Source organism: Actinokineospora sp. HUAS TT18, from assembly GCF_051364635.1.
Taxonomy (GTDB): domain Bacteria; phylum Actinomycetota; class Actinomycetes; order Mycobacteriales; family Pseudonocardiaceae; genus Actinokineospora.
The window spans coordinates 2,594,780-2,612,787 of the sequence record NZ_CP195645.1 but is presented as its reverse complement, the minus strand read 5'-3'; the positions used below and the strand labels follow the sequence as shown (position 1 = coordinate 2,612,787).

At 69.8% G+C, this 18,008-nt stretch carries 14 protein-coding genes; 10 read left to right on the top strand and 4 right to left on the bottom strand.

The features are described 5' to 3' along the window. Both ACSHT8_RS11510 and ACSHT8_RS11505 read right to left on the bottom strand, forming a co-directional pair. Positions 1–423 (bottom strand): DUF4396 domain-containing protein, encoded by a 423-nt coding sequence (locus ACSHT8_RS11510; RefSeq protein WP_436502044.1) that lies wholly within the window; start codon positions 421–423, stop codon positions 1–3. 166 nt (positions 424–589) lie between these two features. Next, a complete protein-coding gene (locus ACSHT8_RS11505) occupies positions 590–1,597 on the bottom strand; it encodes an alpha/beta hydrolase (protein ID WP_436500440.1) in 1,008 nt (335 codons plus the stop codon). Between the two features lie 135 nt (positions 1,598–1,732). Between ACSHT8_RS11505 and ACSHT8_RS11500 the strand changes: the two genes are divergently transcribed. The 8 genes from ACSHT8_RS11500 (at position 1,733) to ACSHT8_RS11465 (ending at position 10,037) form a co-directional block, all read left to right on the top strand. Beyond that, on the top strand, positions 1,733–2,716 hold the full coding sequence (locus ACSHT8_RS11500) for a LysR family transcriptional regulator (RefSeq protein WP_436500438.1): 984 nt from the start codon (positions 1,733–1,735) through the stop codon (positions 2,714–2,716). 7 nt (positions 2,717–2,723) lie between these two features. Then, on the top strand, positions 2,724–3,635 hold the full coding sequence (locus ACSHT8_RS11495) for a LysR family transcriptional regulator (RefSeq protein ID WP_436500437.1): 912 nt from the start codon (positions 2,724–2,726) through the stop codon (positions 3,633–3,635). A 267-nt stretch (positions 3,636–3,902) separates the two neighbouring features. After that, a complete protein-coding gene (locus ACSHT8_RS11490; protein ID WP_436500435.1) occupies positions 3,903–4,643 on the top strand; it encodes a S1 family peptidase in 741 nt (246 codons plus the stop codon). A 97-nt stretch (positions 4,644–4,740) separates the two neighbouring features. Beyond that, positions 4,741–5,190 carry a hypothetical protein gene (locus ACSHT8_RS11485; RefSeq protein ID WP_436500433.1) on the top strand — a complete coding sequence of 150 codons (450 nt, stop codon included), beginning with the start codon at positions 4,741–4,743 and terminating at the stop codon, positions 5,188–5,190. A gap of 52 nt (positions 5,191–5,242) precedes the next feature. Beyond that, positions 5,243–5,620 carry a hypothetical protein gene (locus ACSHT8_RS11480; protein WP_436500431.1) on the top strand — a complete coding sequence of 126 codons (378 nt, stop codon included), beginning with the start codon at positions 5,243–5,245 and terminating at the stop codon, positions 5,618–5,620. 103 nt (positions 5,621–5,723) lie between these two features. Continuing rightward, a complete protein-coding gene (locus ACSHT8_RS11475) occupies positions 5,724–6,755 on the top strand; it encodes an NlpC/P60 family protein (protein ID WP_436500429.1) in 1,032 nt (343 codons plus the stop codon). A gap of 115 nt (positions 6,756–6,870) precedes the next feature. After that, on the top strand, positions 6,871–7,791 hold the full coding sequence (locus ACSHT8_RS11470; protein WP_436500427.1) for a hypothetical protein: 921 nt from the start codon (positions 6,871–6,873) through the stop codon (positions 7,789–7,791). A gap of 14 nt (positions 7,792–7,805) precedes the next feature. Beyond that, positions 7,806–10,037, top strand: a complete 2,232-nt coding sequence (locus ACSHT8_RS11465) for a heavy metal translocating P-type ATPase (protein ID WP_436500425.1) — start codon at positions 7,806–7,808, stop codon at positions 10,035–10,037. Here ACSHT8_RS11465 and ACSHT8_RS11460 read toward each other — a convergent pair. After that, entirely contained in the window at positions 10,031–11,455 is a 1,425-nt protein-coding gene (locus ACSHT8_RS11460; RefSeq protein WP_436500423.1) for an FAD-dependent monooxygenase, read from the bottom strand. The two genes, ACSHT8_RS11465 and ACSHT8_RS11460, sit on opposite strands and share 7 nt — an antisense overlap. 93 nt (positions 11,456–11,548) lie before the next feature. Between ACSHT8_RS11460 and ACSHT8_RS11455 the strand changes: the two genes are divergently transcribed. Both ACSHT8_RS11455 and ACSHT8_RS11450 read left to right on the top strand, forming a co-directional pair. Beyond that, positions 11,549–12,445: a helix-turn-helix domain-containing protein gene (locus ACSHT8_RS11455; RefSeq protein ID WP_436500421.1), complete on the top strand. Its 897-nt coding sequence runs from the start codon at positions 11,549–11,551 to the stop codon at positions 12,443–12,445. Positions 12,446–12,598: 153 nt separating this feature from the next. Beyond that, the gene (locus tag ACSHT8_RS11450) at positions 12,599–15,478 is read left to right on the top strand and encodes a S8 family serine peptidase (RefSeq protein WP_436500419.1); all 2,880 of its coding nucleotides are present in this window, start codon (positions 12,599–12,601) and stop codon (positions 15,476–15,478) included. Positions 15,479–15,528: 50 nt separating this feature from the next. Here ACSHT8_RS11450 and ACSHT8_RS11445 read toward each other — a convergent pair whose 3' ends face one another. Then, positions 15,529–17,982: an RICIN domain-containing protein gene (locus ACSHT8_RS11445; protein ID WP_436500417.1), complete on the bottom strand. Its 2,454-nt coding sequence runs from the start codon at positions 17,980–17,982 to the stop codon at positions 15,529–15,531. Positions 17,983–18,008: the final 26 nt, after the last annotated feature.

Genomic DNA, 18,008 nt, shown 5'->3' with positions numbered 1-18,008 from the left:
TCAGTGGTGGTAGGCGTGGACGACGGCGTGGCCGAGGCCGCGGCCGATCATCCAGCGGTTGATCGGCCAGGTGACCACGAACGCCACGGCCAGTGAGAACGCCAGCGCGCCCCAGAACAGGAAGCTGGCCAAGCCTGCCTCCATGGCACCGGGCACGGTGAGCATGATGGTGTTGTCGACCACCTCCATCACCGCGATCGACACCGTGTCGGCGGCGAGCGCGACCTTCACCGCCTGACCGAAGCTCACCCCGGCGCGCAGCACACCGCGCATCGTCAGCGCGTAGCCGAAGATGAACGCCAGGGTCACCGCCAGCACGATCGTGGCGACGTTCCCCCAGCCCAGCGCGGTCCCGATCACCATGCCGAGCACCTCACCGATCGCGCAGCCGGTGAGGCAGTGCAGCGTCGCCGACGCGGCCATGCCCCAACTGACCTGCGGCGAGTGATGGTGGTGTTCGTGATTCATGACGCCTCCTCGTAGATACCCCCTGGGGGTATCTACGACCGTAGCACCACCGCGAGAGCGCGGCAACGCTGTGGTGAGGAGTGGAGAGCGGGGGCCTGCTGGGGGCAGGCCCCCGCCCAGCTCACGGGTGCCAGAGCACGTCCATCATGACCGGCATCTCCCGGCCGAGCCCGGTGCGCGCCGCGCACTCGATCCAGTGGCCGCAGTCGTACTCGACCATCCAGCTGTTGTTGATGCCGTTGGCCAGCAGGTGCTGGTGGAACTCGTAGGTGAGGCGGTGGGCCTGCGCCTCCAGGACGTCGTCGTGGCGGGTGCCCGCGTAGAGCACGGTGTGGACGCCGCTGAGCGCGCCGACCCGGTGCCACGGGTTGTTGAACGCCCATGAGCCGTCCCACGGGGCGCCGAACGGGCCGTCGAGGGGGAGGCCCTTGAGGGGGAGCGGGCCGGTGACGGCCGCGCGCATCCGTGGGTCCTCCAGGTTGTAGCCGCCGGACATGCCGACCGCCATGCGGAACAGCCCCGGCCGGTGGGTGGCGTGGCGGAGCGCCACGAAGCCGCCCATCGAGAAGCCCGCGACCGCGCGGCCCTCCCTGGCGCGGATGGTGTTGAGGTTGCGGTCGATGAACGGGATGACCTCGTCGAGGTGGAACCGGTCCCACTGCTGCACGCCCGCGGACTGGTTGACCCAGTTGGTGCCCCAGCCCGCCCAGCCCGCCTCGGCGGCCACGGTGATGATCGGGTAGCCGCGGGTGACGGCCTCGATGTTGGCCTCGTTGTGCCACGCGCCCGGGCTCTGCGCGCGACCGTGGTAGAGGTAGAGGACGGGGTAGGCGACGTTCGGGTTGTAGTTCTCGGGCAGTGTGACGATCAGGTCGTGGTAGGTCCACGCGATCGACCGGGTGTCGACCGAGTCGCTGTGGACGTTGATGACGTAGGTGCGCGGGGTGCTGTGCCACACGTTGCGGACGTCGATGCCGTTGCCCGAGGTGAAGGTCGGCTCGGCGGCCGCCGCGGCCGGGATGCTGACCGCCGCGGCCGTCAGGCTCGCGAACAGCGCCAGCACGAGCAGCACGATGCGGCGCTTGGGCTTTCGCGCACGGAAGGTGCGCGATTGATTACGGATGGTCATATTCTCACCGTAACAGAATCGGTGAACATTGATGTTCATCGTTCGGGTGATGGCAGGTTCAGGCCGTTTCCCCTGGGAACGGCACCCGACGATGGTCGGTTGCCCGGGGAAAACGGGTCCACAAGGGTGAATGGCATGCGGTTGGACATCCGGCACGTGCGGGTGCTCGTCGAGATCGCCAGTGCGGGCAGCATCCGCAAGGCGGCCGGGGTGCTGCACGTCGCCCAGCCCGCGTTGGCCGCCCAGCTCCAGCGGATCGAGAACGTGCTGGGCGGCGCGGTGTTCACCCGGGCGCGCAGCGGGATCACGCCGACCGAACTCGGCCGCTACGTCATCGGCTCCGGCCGGGACCTGTTGGCCCGCTTCGACCGCCTGCTCGCCGACACCGCGTCCGCGTCCGGCCCGGTGGTGTTCGGCGTGATGTCCGTGCTCGACGCGGGCACCGGGCTCCGCCTGCTCCGCACCGCCATGCCCGGCGCGGACATCGCGTTGCACGACGTGAATTCGGTGCCGGACGCGCTGGCGATGGTGCGGCGGGGTGAACTCGACCTAGTGCTGTTCTATGAGTTCCCGGGATCCCGGCTGCCGCTGCCTGACGGGGTGCTGCGGCGGGTGGTCACCGAGGTCGAGCCCGCGTTCGTCGGGCTGCCCGCCGACCATCCGCACGCATGCCTCGACGCGCTGCCGTTGGAGGCGTTGGCTTCCGAGCGCTGGATCATCGGCGGCGACGCTGACGGGGCTGGGCGGGAGGCGCGTTTCCGGTCGCTGTGTGGGCGGTCAGGGTTCAGTCCGCGCATCCGGCACCGGGTCGACACGTGCGAGTCGATGTTCCAGCTTGTGCGCAGCGGTGAGGGAATCGCCTTGTTCAGCCCGATGTGTGTGCCGCCTGCTGATGTGGTGTTGCGGCCGTTGGCGGGGGAGCCGCACTACAAGTCGACCGTGCTCTGCTGGCGTGTGGACAGCCCTGTCGATCTTCACGTCGACGAGTTCCACCGGCTGCTGGTGGCGGACTATCAGGGGGAGATCGGGCTGCGGGCGCATTATCGGGACTGGTGGGTGGCGAATGTGGGGGACGTGGTGGAGTCCTCGTCGCCTCGGCCTGTGCCCTGCGTGATCTAGGCGTCTGATGCGGATCGAGGCGCGGCATCTGCGGATGGTTCTGGCTGTCGCTTCGGCGGGGAGTCTTCGTCTGGCCGCCATGTCCATGAATCTCAGTCAGCCCGCGCTGCTCGTGCGTCTTCGGCGGATCGAGCTGGCCGTTGGGGGTGCTCTTTTTCGGCGCGATGGGGATGTGGTGGTGCCTACGGAGTTGGGGCGTCGGTTTCTTCGTGGGGCGGGGGAGGTGATCTGCGGGCTTTCCCTGATTCAGGAACGTGCGGCGGCGATGGCTCGGCCCGCGGAGGTGCGGGTTGGGTCGGTGTTGAGTGTGTTGTTGGAGGATCTGGTTGAGGTGGTCCAGGGGGTTAGTCCTGGTCGGCGCGTGTTGACGCAGGCGGGGTCTGGTGAGTCGCTGTTGAGCGGGGTCGCGGATGGTGCTGTGGATTTCGCGATCGTCATTCGGTATGGGGGATCGCTTCCCGGGGGGCTTGTTGTTGTTGAGGGGGAGCCCGCGTTCGTTGGGTTGTCTGCTTCTCATCCGATGGCGGGGCAGGATGAGGTGGCGTTAGCGGAGCTTGCCGCTGAGGAGTGGATTGTTGTGTCGCCCAATGATGGGAGTGGGCGGTATGACTCGTTTGTTCGTGCCTGCGGGGAGGCTGGGTTTGTGCCGCGGGCTGGGCATGATGTGGCTGAGTGGGGGGCGATGGTGCGGTTGATTCGGGCGGGGTTGGGGGTTGGGCTGGTCAGTCCTGTGGGGGCGGTGCCTTTGGGGGTGGTTTGTCGGCCGATCAAGGGGCATCCTTTGCGGCGGGACTTGGTGTTGTGTTCGCATGACTCTCGGCATGCGGAAGAAGTGTCCGCGCGATTGCGGGGCAGATATCTTGCTGCTCGCTATAAGCCCGGAGGCTGGGCTGGCCGAACCCCTGGCGCAATTGTTTAACATTCGACTTTCGGATGTTAAAGATCGCCTGGACGGGGTTGGGGGCGGGACTGGGATCGTTGTGGTGCTGTTTCGTTGCCGGGCGGCGGTTTAGTGCGTTTGGTCGGCTGCCACTTTAGTGTGCGTGTGGGTGTGTGCGGTGGTATAGCCAAATGGGATCACCATGCGGGGTTATCGCGCCCTAGTTTGGGGTGTGTCCCAAAAGGCGCCAGAGGGCATGAGTCGGCTAGCTGGCTCGTGGGCGTCTCCCTGCGAAATGGAGGTTCGATGAACTTCAAGAAGGCAGCTGTCCGAATCGGGTTCCTGGCGGCCAGCGTGGCTCTGGCCACGGCGGGCGTCGCGGCGACGGCGGGGGCTACCGAGCGGATTGTGGGTGGCAGCGTCGTCACCGTGGCTCCGTCCTGGGCCGCGGCGGTGGGTGACTCCAGCGGTATGTGGTGCAGCGGCACCCTGGTCGCACCGCAGTGGGTGTTGAGTGCGGGGCACTGCAGTGGGGCGACTCGGATTCGGGTCGGTTCCAAGGATCTCAACACCGGCGGCCAGGTCCGCACCGTCTCCCGCTCGGTCAAGCACCCCAGCTACAACGGCGGCGCCTACGACTTCCGCCTCTACAAGCTCTCCTCGGCGGTCACGCTCACCCCGGCGCCGATGGCCACCACGTCGCCGTCGGTCGGTTCGTCGGCCAGTCTCTACGGGTTCGGGCAGACCTGCGCACCCCGCGGCTGTGGTGGCATGAGCCCGGTCCTCAAGACGGTCGGCACCACGCTGACCAGTGACTCCGGCTGCGGCGGGATCAGCGGCGCCGTCGAACTCTGCTTCGACACCAGCACCACCGGCACCGACTGCTATGGCGACTCCGGCGGTCCCGCCTTCTCGGCGGGCAGGCTCGTCGGTGTCGTCAGCCGTGGTGCCAGTGGCCCCGGGGCCAGCACCTGCGGCCAGACCAACTCCATCTTCGGTGACGTCGCCGCGGTGAAGAGCTGGATCAACACCACGATCGCGAGCTGACCTTGGTGCCCCCCGAGGCGGCCGACCGCCTCGGGGGGACGGGTGCCCAAGGCTGCGAAGTGGTTCACTGAACCGGTCGACGCCAAGGGAGGAAGCGATGCGCAACCCGGCCATGGAGCGGTTGGACGTTCTGGTTGGAAGCTGGCGTACGACGTTGCGGGACGCGTGGTTTTTGGAGCCCGCGGGGCTGGAGGTGCCGGGGTCGGCGGCGGTCGGGTGGCTCGGGGACGCGTTCATCGACTTCCGCTGGACGATGGAGGGCGACGTCGGGGACGCCACGAGTGAGATGGTGTTGATTCTGGGGCGCAGCGACGCGAACGACGCCTACACGGCCCTCTACCACGACGAGCGCGGTGTCTGCCGCGTCTTCGCGATGACCTTCGACGGCGCGCGGTGGGAGTTGCGGCGTGAGGATCCCGACATGTTCCAGCGGTTCGTCGCCGATGTCGGGCAGGGCCGGATCGACGGTCGCTGGGAGGCGTCGGAGGACCAGGGAGTGACCTGGCGCAAGGACTTCGACCTCGTCTTCGAGCGCGATCCCCGCTGATGCGGTCGGTGACCTCGAACGAGCGATTCCGACCCGCGGGTACGCTGTCCGAGTGCCCGAGGCGATGACTGGTCAGCCCAGGCGAGCCGTGCTCGCCCGGGTGCTGGTCGCGTTGTTCCTCATCGCCGGGGCGTTGTTCGGGCTGCACTGTGCCTCCGACGGCCCCCAAGCGGGCCACGCCGCCACGCACGTGACCGACGCGGTGGTCGGCGAAGATGCCCTGACGCCCGTCTCCCACGATGACGGTGCGCCGGGTGGCCTGCTGGCCTTGTGTGTTTCGGTGACGGTGGCCGTGCTGTTCGTGTGCGCCAAGTTGAGTGGGGCACTCGACGTTCACGCCCGTGTTGTGCCGCCGCGTGGAAGCGGTGTGTCACCGGCGGTTCTTCTTTCCCGGGTCGATCTGACCCGGCTCTGCGTGCTGCGCGCGTAGGAGAGGTCTGTCCGAATCCGCTCGCGGAATTCGGATTGTTGCGCCATCACCGTCGCTTGACCTTCGTCGCGACGGCGGACCTCTCCCCAGTTAGGACCCACCCGTGTACTTCCGCCGACCCATCCACTTGACAGCGGCCGCGGCCGCCGTGCTGGCCATCGCCGCGCCGCCCGTCTCAGCGCAGCCGTCCACTCCGGAGGATCCCAAGGCGCGCTACGAGCGTCTCGCCGAGTTGGCGGGCCAAGCCGACGAGGACCTGCTCAAAGCCCAGCACGACCTCGGGGTCAAGCGCGCCGAAGCGGAGCAGGCCACCGCCGACCTGGCCGCCGCGACCGAGCAGCAGGCGCGGGCGCAGGGCGACCAGGACCGCTTCCGCGGCGAAGTCGACCTGCTGGCCGCCGCCACGTTCCGGGGTGCGCGGTTCTCCAAGATCTCCGCCCTGCTCACCGGGGACAGCCCGGCGGACTTCCTCGACCGCGCCGCCGCGCTGCAGGTGCTCGCCACCGACAACAGCGAGGCCCTCGACGGCATGGTTCTCGCCGTGCGCGGCTCCGACCAGGCCCGGGCCAACGCCGCCGACGCCCAGCGTCGATCCCAGGAGGCCACCGCGTCGGCGGAGCGGCTGATCGTGGAGATCAAGAACCGCCGCGCGGACCTGGACAAGCAGATCGTCGAGGTCAAACGGGCGCTCAACGCGCTCCCGGCGGCCGAGAAGGCCGACATGGCCAAGGTCAAGGACAACGGCGTCTACCTGCGGCCGCCGGGTGCGGCGGACACCGCGCTGCAGGCGGCGCTCGACCGGCGCGGCGCGGAGTACGAGTGGGCCGCCGTCGGCCCGAACGAGTTCGACTGCTCTGGCCTGACGATGTGGGCCTACGCGAAGGCGGGTATCAGGCTGCCGCACTCCAGCCGAGCCCAGTTCACCCTCGGCCGCCCGGTCGCGATGAACGAGCTCATCCCCGGTGACCTGGTGTTCTACGACGATGGCAGCGGAAACCCGGCACGCATCCACCACGTCGGGATGTTCGTCGGCGCCGGGAAGATGATCGACGCCCCGACCGAGGGGCAACTCGTCGACGTCCGGTCCATCCGCGGCGACGGCCACTACATCGGCGCCCGCCGCATCGTCGGATAGCGGCCTCCTCTCAACGGCTGTGTGAGCAGGGCAATAGCGCCCGGATACCCCCAGGGGGTATATTGAAGAAGGTGGCGCGGCACGCCGAGTCGCCTGTGTAGCGAAAGGATCAGAGATGAAGACAGCAGCGAAGCTCGCCGCCTACGGCGCGGTGATCGCCCTGGCCGCCGGGGGTGCCTGGGCGGTCGGCACCGCTGTCGGCCCCATCGACTCCGCGGCGAACGAGCACGGTGGGGGCCACGGCGCCGCGGAGAGCGCGCCGAGCGACCTGCCCAAGGGGCTGACATCCTCCAGTGGCGGATTCACCTTCACGCCCACCCGCGCGACGCTGCCGCTGGGTTCAGCCCAGCCGTTCTCCTTCCGGATCACCAAGCCCGGGGGTGAGGCGTTGACCGCGTTCGACATCGCGCATGAGAAGCCGCTGCATCTGATCGTCGTGCGGCGTGACACCTCCGGCTTCCAGCACGTCCACCCGACGATGGCCGCCGACGGCACGTGGACCGTGCCGCTGAATCTCCAGCGGGCGGGCGGCTACCGCGCTTTCGCCGACTTCGCGCCGACCGGGGCGGACCCGCTGACCCTCGGCGTGGACCTCACCGTTCCCGGTGACAGCGCCCCGGTGGAGTTCCCGGAGTCCCGAGTGGCCACGGTGGACGGCTACGAGGTCCGGCTCGCGGGTGACCTCGTGGCGGGCTCGTCGTCCAAAGTGACGTTGTCGGTGACCAAGGACGGCAAGCCGGTCGACGACTTGCAGCCGTACCTCGGTTCGTACGGCCACCTGGTCGCGCTCCGCGGTGGCGACCTCGCGTACCTGCACGTGCATCCGGAGGGCACGCCAGGCGACGGCAAGACCCGGCCGGGTCCGGACGTGGTGTTCTTCGCCGAGGTCCCGAGCGCCGGGGTCTACCGGCTGTTTCTCGACTTCCAGCACCACGGCGTCGTCCGCACGGCCGAGTTCACTTTGTCCACCAACGGAACCACACCCACAGCCGCACCGTCCACTTCGGCCTCTCCCGGCCACGGTGGCCACAACTGAGAGCGGAGGGCATCATGACCACGAACGTCGTTTCGTCCCGCCCGGCCGAGATCGAGCTCGCCATCGGCGGCATGACCTGCGCGTCGTGCGCGAATCGGATCGAACGCAAGCTCAACAAGCTCGACGGGGTGACCGCGACGGTCAACTACGCCACCGAGAAAGCCAGGGTGACCTATTCCGACGGTGTCGATCCGGCTGAGCTGGTCGCGCAGGTCGAGGCCGCGGGCTACACCGCGACTCTGCCCCGCGTCGAGGCCGAGCCTGCCACCGAGTCCGCGGGTGACCCGCTTCGGCAGCGGCTGATCGGCTCGATCGCCTTGTCGGTGCCGGTCATCGCCATGGCGATGGTTCCGGCGCTGCAGTTCACCTACTGGCAGTGGATCTCGCTGGCGCTGGCGGGCCCGGTCGTGGTCTGGGCGGCGTGGCCGTTCCACCAGGCGGCCTGGGTCAACCTGCGCCACGGCGCGGCCACCATGGACACGCTGATCTCGCTGGGCACGCTCGCCGCGTTCGGCTGGTCGCTCTACGCCCTGCTCTTCGGTACCGCGGGTGTGCCGGGGATGACGCACCCGTTCGAGCTGACCATCCAGCGGATGGGCGGCGAGGCGAACATCTATCTGGAGGTCGCCGCCGGGGTCACCACGTTCATCCTCGCCGGCCGCTATTTCGAGGCCAGGGCGAAGCGCCGGGCGGGATCGGCGCTGCGCGCGCTGCTGGAACTCGGCGCCAAGGACGTCGTGGTCCTGCGCGACGGCGCCGAGGTCCGGATCCCGGTCGACCAGCTCGCGGTCGGGGACCGCTTCGTCGTCCGGCCGGGGGAGAAGGTCGCCACCGACGGGGTGATCGAGGACGGCAAGTCCGCGGTGGACGCCTCGATGCTCACCGGCGAGTCGGTGCCCGTCGAGGTCGGCCCCGGCGACCCGGTGGTCGGCGCGACCGTCAACGCGGGTGGGCGGCTCGTGGTCCGGGCCACCCGGGTCGGCGCCGACACCCAGCTCGCCCAGATGGCCAAGCTCGTCGAGGCCGCGCAGGCAGGGAAGGCTCAGGTCCAGCGCCTGGCTGATCGGGTGTCCGGCATCTTCGTTCCCATCGTCATCGGGCTCGCGGCGATGGCGCCGGCGTTCTGGCTCGGCGCCGGGGCGGGCGTCTCGGCGGCGTTCACCGCCGCCGTGGCCGTGTTGATCATCGCCTGCCCGTGCGCGCTCGGGTTGGCCACGCCGACCGCGCTGCTCGTCGGCACCGGCCGCGGCGCCCAGCTCGGCCTGCTCATCAAGGGGCCGGAAGTCCTGGAGTCCACCCGCCGCGTCGACACCGTCGTGCTGGACAAGACCGGCACGGTGACCACCGGGAAGATGGCACTGGTCGACGTCATCACCGCCGACGGTGTCGACGAGACGACGGCGCTGCGGCTGGCGGGCGCGGTCGAGCACGCCTCGGAACACCCGATCGCCCAAGCGATCGCGGCGGGCGCCCGAAAGCGGGTCGAACTGCCCGCGGTCGAGGACTTCACCGCGACCGAGGGCCTGGGTGTGCAGGGCGTCGTGGACGGCCACGCCGTCGTGGTCGGCCGCGCGGAACTGCTGCGGCAGTGGAGTCTCGACTTGCCCGACGACCTGGCCGCCGCGAAGGCCGCGGCTGAGGCCCGCGGCGAGACAGCCGTGGCGGTCGCGTGGGACGGGGCGCCGCGCGCGGTGATCACCGTGGCGGACACCGTCAAACCCACGTCGGCGCAGGCGGTGCGGATGCTGCGCGACCTCGGACTCACCCCGATCCTGCTGACCGGCGACAACCGGGCCGTCGCCGAGGCCGTCGCCAAGGAGGTCGGCATCGACCAGGTGATCGCCGAGGTCCTGCCCCAGGACAAGGCCGACGTCGTCGCCCGGCTGCGCGGCGAGGGCAAGGTGGTGGCGATGGTCGGCGACGGCGTCAACGACGCCGCCGCGCTGGCCACCGCCGACCTCGGCCTGGCCATGGGCACCGGCACCGACGCCGCGATCGAGGCCAGCGACCTCACCCTGGTCCGCGGCGACCTGCGCGCCGCCGCCGACGCGATCCGCCTCTCCCGCCGCACCCTCGCCACCATCAAGGGCAACCTGTTCTGGGCCTTCGCCTACAACGTCGCGGCGCTGCCCTTGGCCGCGGCGGGCCTGCTCAACCCGATGCTCGCGGGCGCGGCGATGGCGTTCAGCTCGGTCTTCGTGGTCACGAACAGTCTGCGCTTGCGCCGGTTCACTACGTCCTATTGAGACTGATCGACGCGGGCGGGGTTGCCGAACCAGCGGGAGAGGTGGACGTCCAGGTCCCGCTGGTCATCGCCGATCCAGGCGATGTGGCCGTCGGGGCGGAGCAGGACGCACGGGAAGTCCAGTGCCGCTGTGGGATCGGCGAGGTAGTCGACCCGGTCCGCCCAACCGCCGACGGTCAGACGTTCGGTGCGGTCCAGCAGCAGGCCGCGGCCATGGTGTAGCTGGTCGTAGAGGCGGCCCCGTGCCAGATCGAGGTCGCGCAGGCGGCGGCCCAGCAGGTCGGGGCCGTCGCCGAGGTCATAGCGGAGATCGATGGCGGTGATCTTCTCGATCAGGTGGCGGTTGACCTCGTCGAGATCCATCAGTTCGGTGAGCAGCCTGCGCACCGCCTGCGCGCCCGGGGAGGTCGACGACAGTTCCGTCTGGGCGCGGGTGTTGTCCAGCACGGCCGCGGCGACCGGGTGCCGCTCAGTCTCGTAGGTGTCCAGCAGTGTTTCCGGCGCCCAGCCGCGGATCTCCGCCGCCAGCTTCCAGCCGAGGTTGACCGCGTCCTGGATGCCCAGGTTGAGGCCCTGGCCGCCGATGGGCGGATGGATGTGGGCCGCGTCGCCCGCCAGGAGCGCCCGGCCGACGCGATAGCGTTCGGCCAGCCGGGTGGCGTCGCCGAAGCGGGACAGCCAACGCGGGGAGTGCACGCCGAAATCGGTTCCCGCGAAAGCACGCAGTTGTCGTTGGAAATCCTCGATGGTGGGCGGCTTCGCGCGGTCGCCGACTCCGGCGGCGGGAACCAGGACGCTGTAGACCCCTTCGCCGAAGGGCCTGAGCCAGAATCGCCGGTCGGTCATCTTGGCGGCGATCTCCTCCGGTGGCACGCCCACATGCATCTCGCCCATCAGCGTCTCGGTTCGCGAAGGCTCGCCGGGGAAACCGACGCCGAGCAGTTTGCGCACTGTGCTGCGCGCGCCGTCGCAGCCGACGACATAGCGCGACCGCAGGCGTTCGCCGTCGGCCAGTTCGACGGTCACGCCCTCGCCGTCCTGCGCGAGACCGGCCACCGCGCGACCGTGCCGGACCTGCGCGCCCAGGTGGATCGCGTGTTCGGTGAGGAGGCGGACGATGACCGGCTGCGGGATGCCCAGCAGGTAGGCGTGCGCGGAATCCAGGTTCTCGGGCGCGGGTTTGTCGATGGCGGCGAAGAACCCGCCCGCCGGGCGCTTCCGTCCGTGTTCGAGGACGCGGTCCAGCAGCCCGCGCATGGCCATCAGCTCGAGGCTGCGGATGTGCAGGCCGACTATGCGGACGAACGAGACGGGCTCGGTTTCCTTCTCCAGGACGAGTACCCGCACGTCGTGCAGCCGCAGCTCGGCGGCCAGCATGGCGCCGGTCGGCCCGCACCCGACAATGATCACATCGAACATCGACCGCAAACTACAAGCCGCGAAGCCACTTCGTCCAACGTATTGGTGGATCGCCCGTCGCCGATTAGCGTTGGCTCCTATTGGGAGGCGACCATGAACCGAGAAGTACGCCAGTTGCTGCGGACCGGTCCATTCGAGCTGGCCCTCGACGCCGCCATCGAGGCGTCCGGGCTGACCCTGGAACGGCTGTGCAAACGGTTGGACGACAGTGGGGTCACGGTCAGCCGCACCGCGATCTCCTACTGGCGCAACGGGCGCAGCAGGCCGGAGCGCGCGGAGTCGCTGGCCGCGCTGAGCAGGCTGGAGCAGATCCTCGACCTGCCGCAGTCCTCACTGGTCGCGCTGCTCGGCGGGCGCAAGCCGCGTGGGCGCTGGGTCGGCAGGCCCGCGGGCACGCTGTCGCGCCGCGCCATGTGGCCGTCGTGCGGGCCGCTGCTCGCCGGGCTGGACTCGGCGCCGGAGGTGGACTTCGTCAGCATCGCCGACGTGGTGACCGTCGACCAGCTCACCGGCGAGCGCAGGCAGCGGACCCGGCTGGTGCTGCGCGCCGCGACCGACCACGTCAGCCGGTGCCTGGTGTGCCACGAGATCGACGACCCGGCGTACGCGCCCGCGGAGTTGGCCGGGGTGGCCTACGCGCGGCGCGGCCGGGTGCGCCGCGACGCGGCGAGCCGGTCGATGGTGGCCGAGCTGCTCTTCGACCGGCCGCTCAGCCAGGGCGAACACACGATCGTCGAGTACGAGCTGCGGCTGCCGGACGGCCTCCCACTCGACCACGTCTACCGCCGCTTCACCCGCCCGGTCGGCCTCTACACCATCCAGTTGCGTTTCGCGGGCGGGCAGCCCGGTCGCGTGCGCCGCTACGACCGGGCGGGGCTGCACGGCCCGGAGCGCCACGTCGAGGACCTGTGGCTCGGCGCGGCCGGGACCACCTCGCTGGTCGCCCCCGGCGTGCGGCCGGGCACCGTCGGAGTGCGCTGGGAGTCCTGAAATCCCCGGAAAACTGTTTCAGCGAACCGGCTTCCACCTGCGCGAACCGTTGGGAACAAGGCGAAGGTGTTGGCAGGTAACAGATCACTTCTGGTGACGCCTGCCGCGGATTAGCTTTCGGCATTGCTGGCTCCGCACAACGAGGAGTACTCAATGCCCTGCAAATCAAGAACAATTCTGGCGTCGGTGCTGGCGGCGTTCGCCGTCGTCGCACTAGCGGCGCCGTCGGCGCTCGCCGAGGAACCGGATGGCGAGGTCAGGGTCGCGGCCAAGAACCCTGTCCCCGGCGTATACATCGTAAAGCTGAAGGACGGCGCGGGCGCCGCGGCCGCGGCGAGTTCCCTGACCGGCCGCTACGGCGGCAAGGCCACGCACGTGCTCGAGAAGGTCATGCGCGGCTTCGTGGTGGAGAACCTCAGTGCCGCGCAGGCGCGCAAGCTCGCCGGGAATCCCGAGGTCGCCTCGGTGACGCAGTCCGGAACGTCCCGCGCCGCCGACACCCAGGACAACCCGCCCAACTGGGGGCTGGACCGCATCGACCAGCGCGACCTGCCGCTGGACCGGAAGTACACCTACCCCGCGCACGGCGGCGCGGGCGTCAACGTCTACATCGTCGACACCGGGATCCGCTACAGCCACCAGGAGTTCGAGGGCCGCGCGAAGTTCGCCGCGGACTTCGTCGTCCCGAGCAACAACGGCGACGACTGCGACTCGGCCAAGCAGGGGCACGGCACGCACGTGTCCGGCATCGTGGCCGGCAAGACCCGCGGGGTGGCGAAGAAGGCGACGCTGCACTCGGTGCGCATCCTGGGCTGCCAGTCCACGGGCAAAGACAGCGACATCGTCGTGGCCGCGGACTGGATCGCCCGGAACGCGATCAAGCCCGCGGTGGCGAACATGAGCGTGTACGCCGACGACCCGGCCATCGGCGTCGAGGCGATCAAGGGCTCGATCGCCGCTGGCGTGCAGTGGGGACTGATCACCGGCAACAACGGTGGAAACGCCTGCGACTACGGCCCTGGCGGCCGGGTCGACACCGGTGTCCGCACCGGCAACGCGACCAGCCAGGACTCGCGCGCGGGCGACTCCAACGACGGCACGTGCATGGACCTGTTCGCCCCGGGCAGCAACATCGATTCGGCGGTCAATACGTCGAATACCGCCTACGGCCAGAAGTCCGGTACCTCGATGGCCGCCCCGCACGTCACCGGCGCGCTCGCGCTGCGGCTGGCCGACGCGCCGTCCTCGACGCCCGCCGACCTGAAGAAGTGGATCGTCGACAACGCGACCACGGGCAAAATGACCAACATCCGCCCAGGCACGCCTAACAAGCTGCTGTACCTGCCGACCGCGACCCAGCCGTCGAACGACTTCGCCATCGCGGCGAGCCCGACCTCGGTCAGCGCCGACCCGGGCGCCGCGGCGACCACCAAGGTCTCCACCACCGTCACCAAGGGATCGGCGCAGAGCGTCGCGCTGTCGGCGAGCGGGCTGCCCGCGGGGGTGACCGCCGCGTTCGACCCGGCGTCGGTCACCGCGGGCGACTCGTCGAGCCTGACCCTGAGCGTGGGCTCCTCGGCGACCCCGGGGAACTACACCGTCACCGTGACCGGCAAGAGCACCGACGCCACCCACGCCGTCGACGTGTCGCTGAAGGTCAACGGCCAGGCGCCGCCGAACGACTACACGCTGGGCGCGAGCCCGACGAGCGGCTCGGTGCGGGCGGGGTCGCCGGTGTCCACGACGATCTCGGCGAACGCGGTCACCGGGCTGATCAACGACGGTCTGACCGATGGCGTGACCGGGATCAGCGGCAGTGGCTCCGGCCCAGGCGTCGTCAACGGCACGCCGACGACGGTCGCGAAGTACCCGTTCATCATCTCCCAGCACCGCACGGGTGGGACTCGGCCGCAGGAGCAGTCCTGCACCGGCTCGGTCGTGAGCAAGCGGGCCGTGCTGATCGCGGCGCACTGCAAGTTCTCCCAGGGCGACCCGAAGTACCTGATCTACGGGCGCGACGACCTCAACGCCACGAACACCGGTTCGCGCATCGAGATCGAGGAGTACCGGACGCACCCGAACTACAACGCGAGTGACGGGTGGCGCACCGGCTGGGACGTCGCGGTGATCTTCACCAAGACCGACATCCCGGTGCCCGCGAACTTCGTCGCGCCCGCGATCGCCAAGTCCTCCGACAGCCTGCCCCTGGGCACCCGGGGCACCGCGATCGGCTACGGCAAGTCCGACGCCAACGACGCCAATCGGAACGCGCTGCTGCGGGAGACGGTGCTGCCGACGGTCGCGGACCAGAACTGCGCGAACATCAACGGCCAGTTCGACGCGCGCTACATGTTCTGCGACGGCTACGGCGACGGCAGCACTGGCCTGTGCCAGGGTGACTCCGGCGGCCCGTACTACTACAACGGCAAGATCTACGGGGTGTTCTCGTGGCTGCGGACGGACTGCGCGTCGTACAACGCCCACGGCAAGCTGTGGGGCGTCATGGGCGACTGGGCCAACGAGCAGGTCGGCAGCACGCCGAACCCGCCGTCCGGTGACATCGAGCTGTCGGCGAGCGGTCTGCCCTCCGGCGCCACGGCGAGCTTCAACCCGACCAAGATCGGGGTGGGCGCCAGCTCGACCCTCACCATCAGCACGTCGGCGTCGACGCCCGTGGGAACCCACACGATCACCGTCAGCGGCACCCGCGACGGTGTCACCCGCCAGGTCACCTACACCCTGACGGTGACCAGCGGAGACCCCGGCCCGTCCACGCTCAGCCTGACCAACCCGGGCACGCAGACCACAGTCAAGGGCCGTCCGGTGAGCCTGCAGCTCAGCGCGAGCGGCGGCAGCGGCGGCAACCGGTTCAGCGCGACGGGCCTGCCCGCCGGGCTGAGCGTCAACCCGACCACCGGGCTGATCAGCGGCACCCCGACCACCTGGTCGAACTACAACCCGACGGTCACGGTGACCGACAGCTCCGGCGCCAGAGCGGCCCAGAGCTTCTACTGGTTCATCTTCCCCTTCTAGGAACGGTGGGAACGGGCAGGCCCTCCGCGGGCCTGCCCGTTCCATCTCCGCTAGATCTTGGTCAGCGTCCACCGTTGCGTCGCGGCGTCGGTGTCCTGCTGCTGGGTGAGCGGGTCTCCGGTGACGGCGAGACGTGACGCGGCGGAGGTCAGGGTGTGGCCGCCGCCGACGCCCGCGGTGATCCACCAGCGTTGGTTGGCCCCGCCGTGGCAGGTCCACTGGATGATCGTGGCTCCCGGGTTGCCGGAGGCTCCCGTGACATCCACGCAGAGCCCGCTGAAGGCGTTGGTGAGGGTGTAGGTCCCGTCCGCGTTGAGCGTCGCGACCCAGCGCTGGTTGGCGCTGGAGTCGGTGGTGAGCTGGACCAACTGCGCGCCCGACGACTGGTTCGGCGCGGCGGCGGACTTGCCCGACGCCCGGTTCGTGAGCAGGTAGGACGATCCACTGACGATGAGCGGCACGTTCTTGAAGACGAGCAGGCCCGTGCCCGAGGCGTTGGTGATCCATGGCGGGTTGGGGGCCAGCACCGCGTAGGTCACCCCGGTCGCGCCGGTCGCGGGTGCTGACAGGTCGAGTTGCAGGCGGCCGCCGGACAGCGCGGTCACCGCGGTCACGCTCGCGGTGGAGCCGTCCAGGGAGAAGTGCTGCTGGACTCCAGGGGCGACAGTGAGCGTGTCGGTGGTGTTGCGCAGCTGCACCGTCACGCGGGTGCCGGTCGGGTCGATGGTCGCCGACGCCGGGTCGGGTGCGTCCACCCCGGCCGACGGCCCGCCGTACAGGTCCTTGGCCAGTACGGCGAAGTCGTGGTCGCCCAGCGGCTGGTAGCCGCCGATGTAGGGGAAGTGGCAGTTGTCGCTGGTCTGGGTGACCCCGGTGGTGGACAGCAGCGTCACCCCGAGGCTGTGTCGAAGCTGCCGTTGCGCCTCACGCAGGTCCAGCCCGAGCTGGCCGCATCCCGACGCGCGGACCTGGTGGACGTAGACCTTCGGCTGACCGCCGAAGTCGGCCCGCCAGTCCTGGTGGAGCGCGGTGAACCCGGCCGTGTGGGTCACGGCGTTGCCACCCTCGGATTCCCCTTGGTAGTAGAGGATTCCCCGGATCTTGCCCGCGACACCCGCCGCGGTCAGTCGCGCCTTCGCGCGGCCGTAGTTCGTGGCCGGGTTGACCGTGTTGTTGTCGTCGCGCTGGAAGAACGAGATCGGCATACCGCTGTGCGCGCCCTGGATGATCGCGACCGGCACCTGGTAGGTGTCGACGATGCGCTTCGCCATCCGGGTCGCCCACTGGCCGATCGCCCCGGACTGGACGTAGATGTCGCCGACGCCCTGGTGCCACGAGCGGTCCGCTGTGGACAGTGTCGGATCGTGCGTCGCGGAACCGAACGCGCGGACCCAGTGCGACTCGTCTGCCGCCGAGGAGCCCGCGAACGACCTGGCCTCGGCGTTGGACTGGCCGGTGACGAAGTACGTGTCACCCGCGACGACGTCGGTGTAGCTGCCGACGAGGCGGCGGCCCGCCGCGCTCACCGCGAACAGCTTGACGTGGTGGTCGGCCAGTCCGGCGGTGATCTGCGGGCTGAACGAGAAAGCCGCTCCCGTACCGGTTGTCGGCGTGGTGAGCAGGTCCGTCCGGGTGCCCGACCGCCAGACCTCCAGCTCCACGCTGGTGACCGCCGCGGTGGTGGTGCGGCCGGACACCGCCACGGTGGCGCGGTTGGTCGCGAGGTCGCGCGGGAACAGCTGTCCCGGCTTCGGCGCGGTGGTTACGGCGAGCTGGGCCGGGCGGGCGAACACGGTCAGCCGCCGCGTGGTGTAGCTCCCGGCGTTCGCGGCGAAGGTCCAGTCCGGCTCACCCGTCGCACGCGCGCCGATCCCGACGTCGAGCGGCGTCGAGTCCGGCCGGGTGAACCGGTTGACCGACAGCAGCGGGGTGGCGGTGGCCCGATCGGAGACCTGGAACGAACCGTAGGAGGCGGACTCGGCGACCGGGCTGTCGTCGGCGTCGAAGCGTGCGGCAGAACTGCCCGGCACCTGGCGAGCCGACACTGCGGCGTAGGTGTGCGGCCACATCTCCAGGTAGCCCGTCCGGCCCGACCCGGTGACCACACCACCGACGTTGCTCGCCACGGTCAACTCCGTGACCGGACCGCGGAACGCCTGCGCGCGCCGGGTCGGCAGGCCGAGGAGCGCCTGATCACCGGACTGCGGTGCGAAAGCCGTCCACACCCAGTTGGTTCCCGCGGTGGTCACCAGCTCCAGGCAGTACCCGACCCGGTCGAAACCGCCTGCCACCGGGCCGAGGCCCTCGTACGAGTACGGCGGGTTGACGTCCAGCCAGTTCGCGTCGAGGGGCAGGTCGATCGAGCGGACCGCCGAGTAGGAAGCCGCCGCGGCGTCGCAGCTCGTGGTCGGCGCGGCGTGGGCGGTGCCGACCCCGACCAAGGGGAACAGGCCGAGGGTCAACGACAACGCCGTACCTAATCGCCAGGTTCGCTGGTGTTTCATCGACACTCCAAAGGGGGCATGTGCAG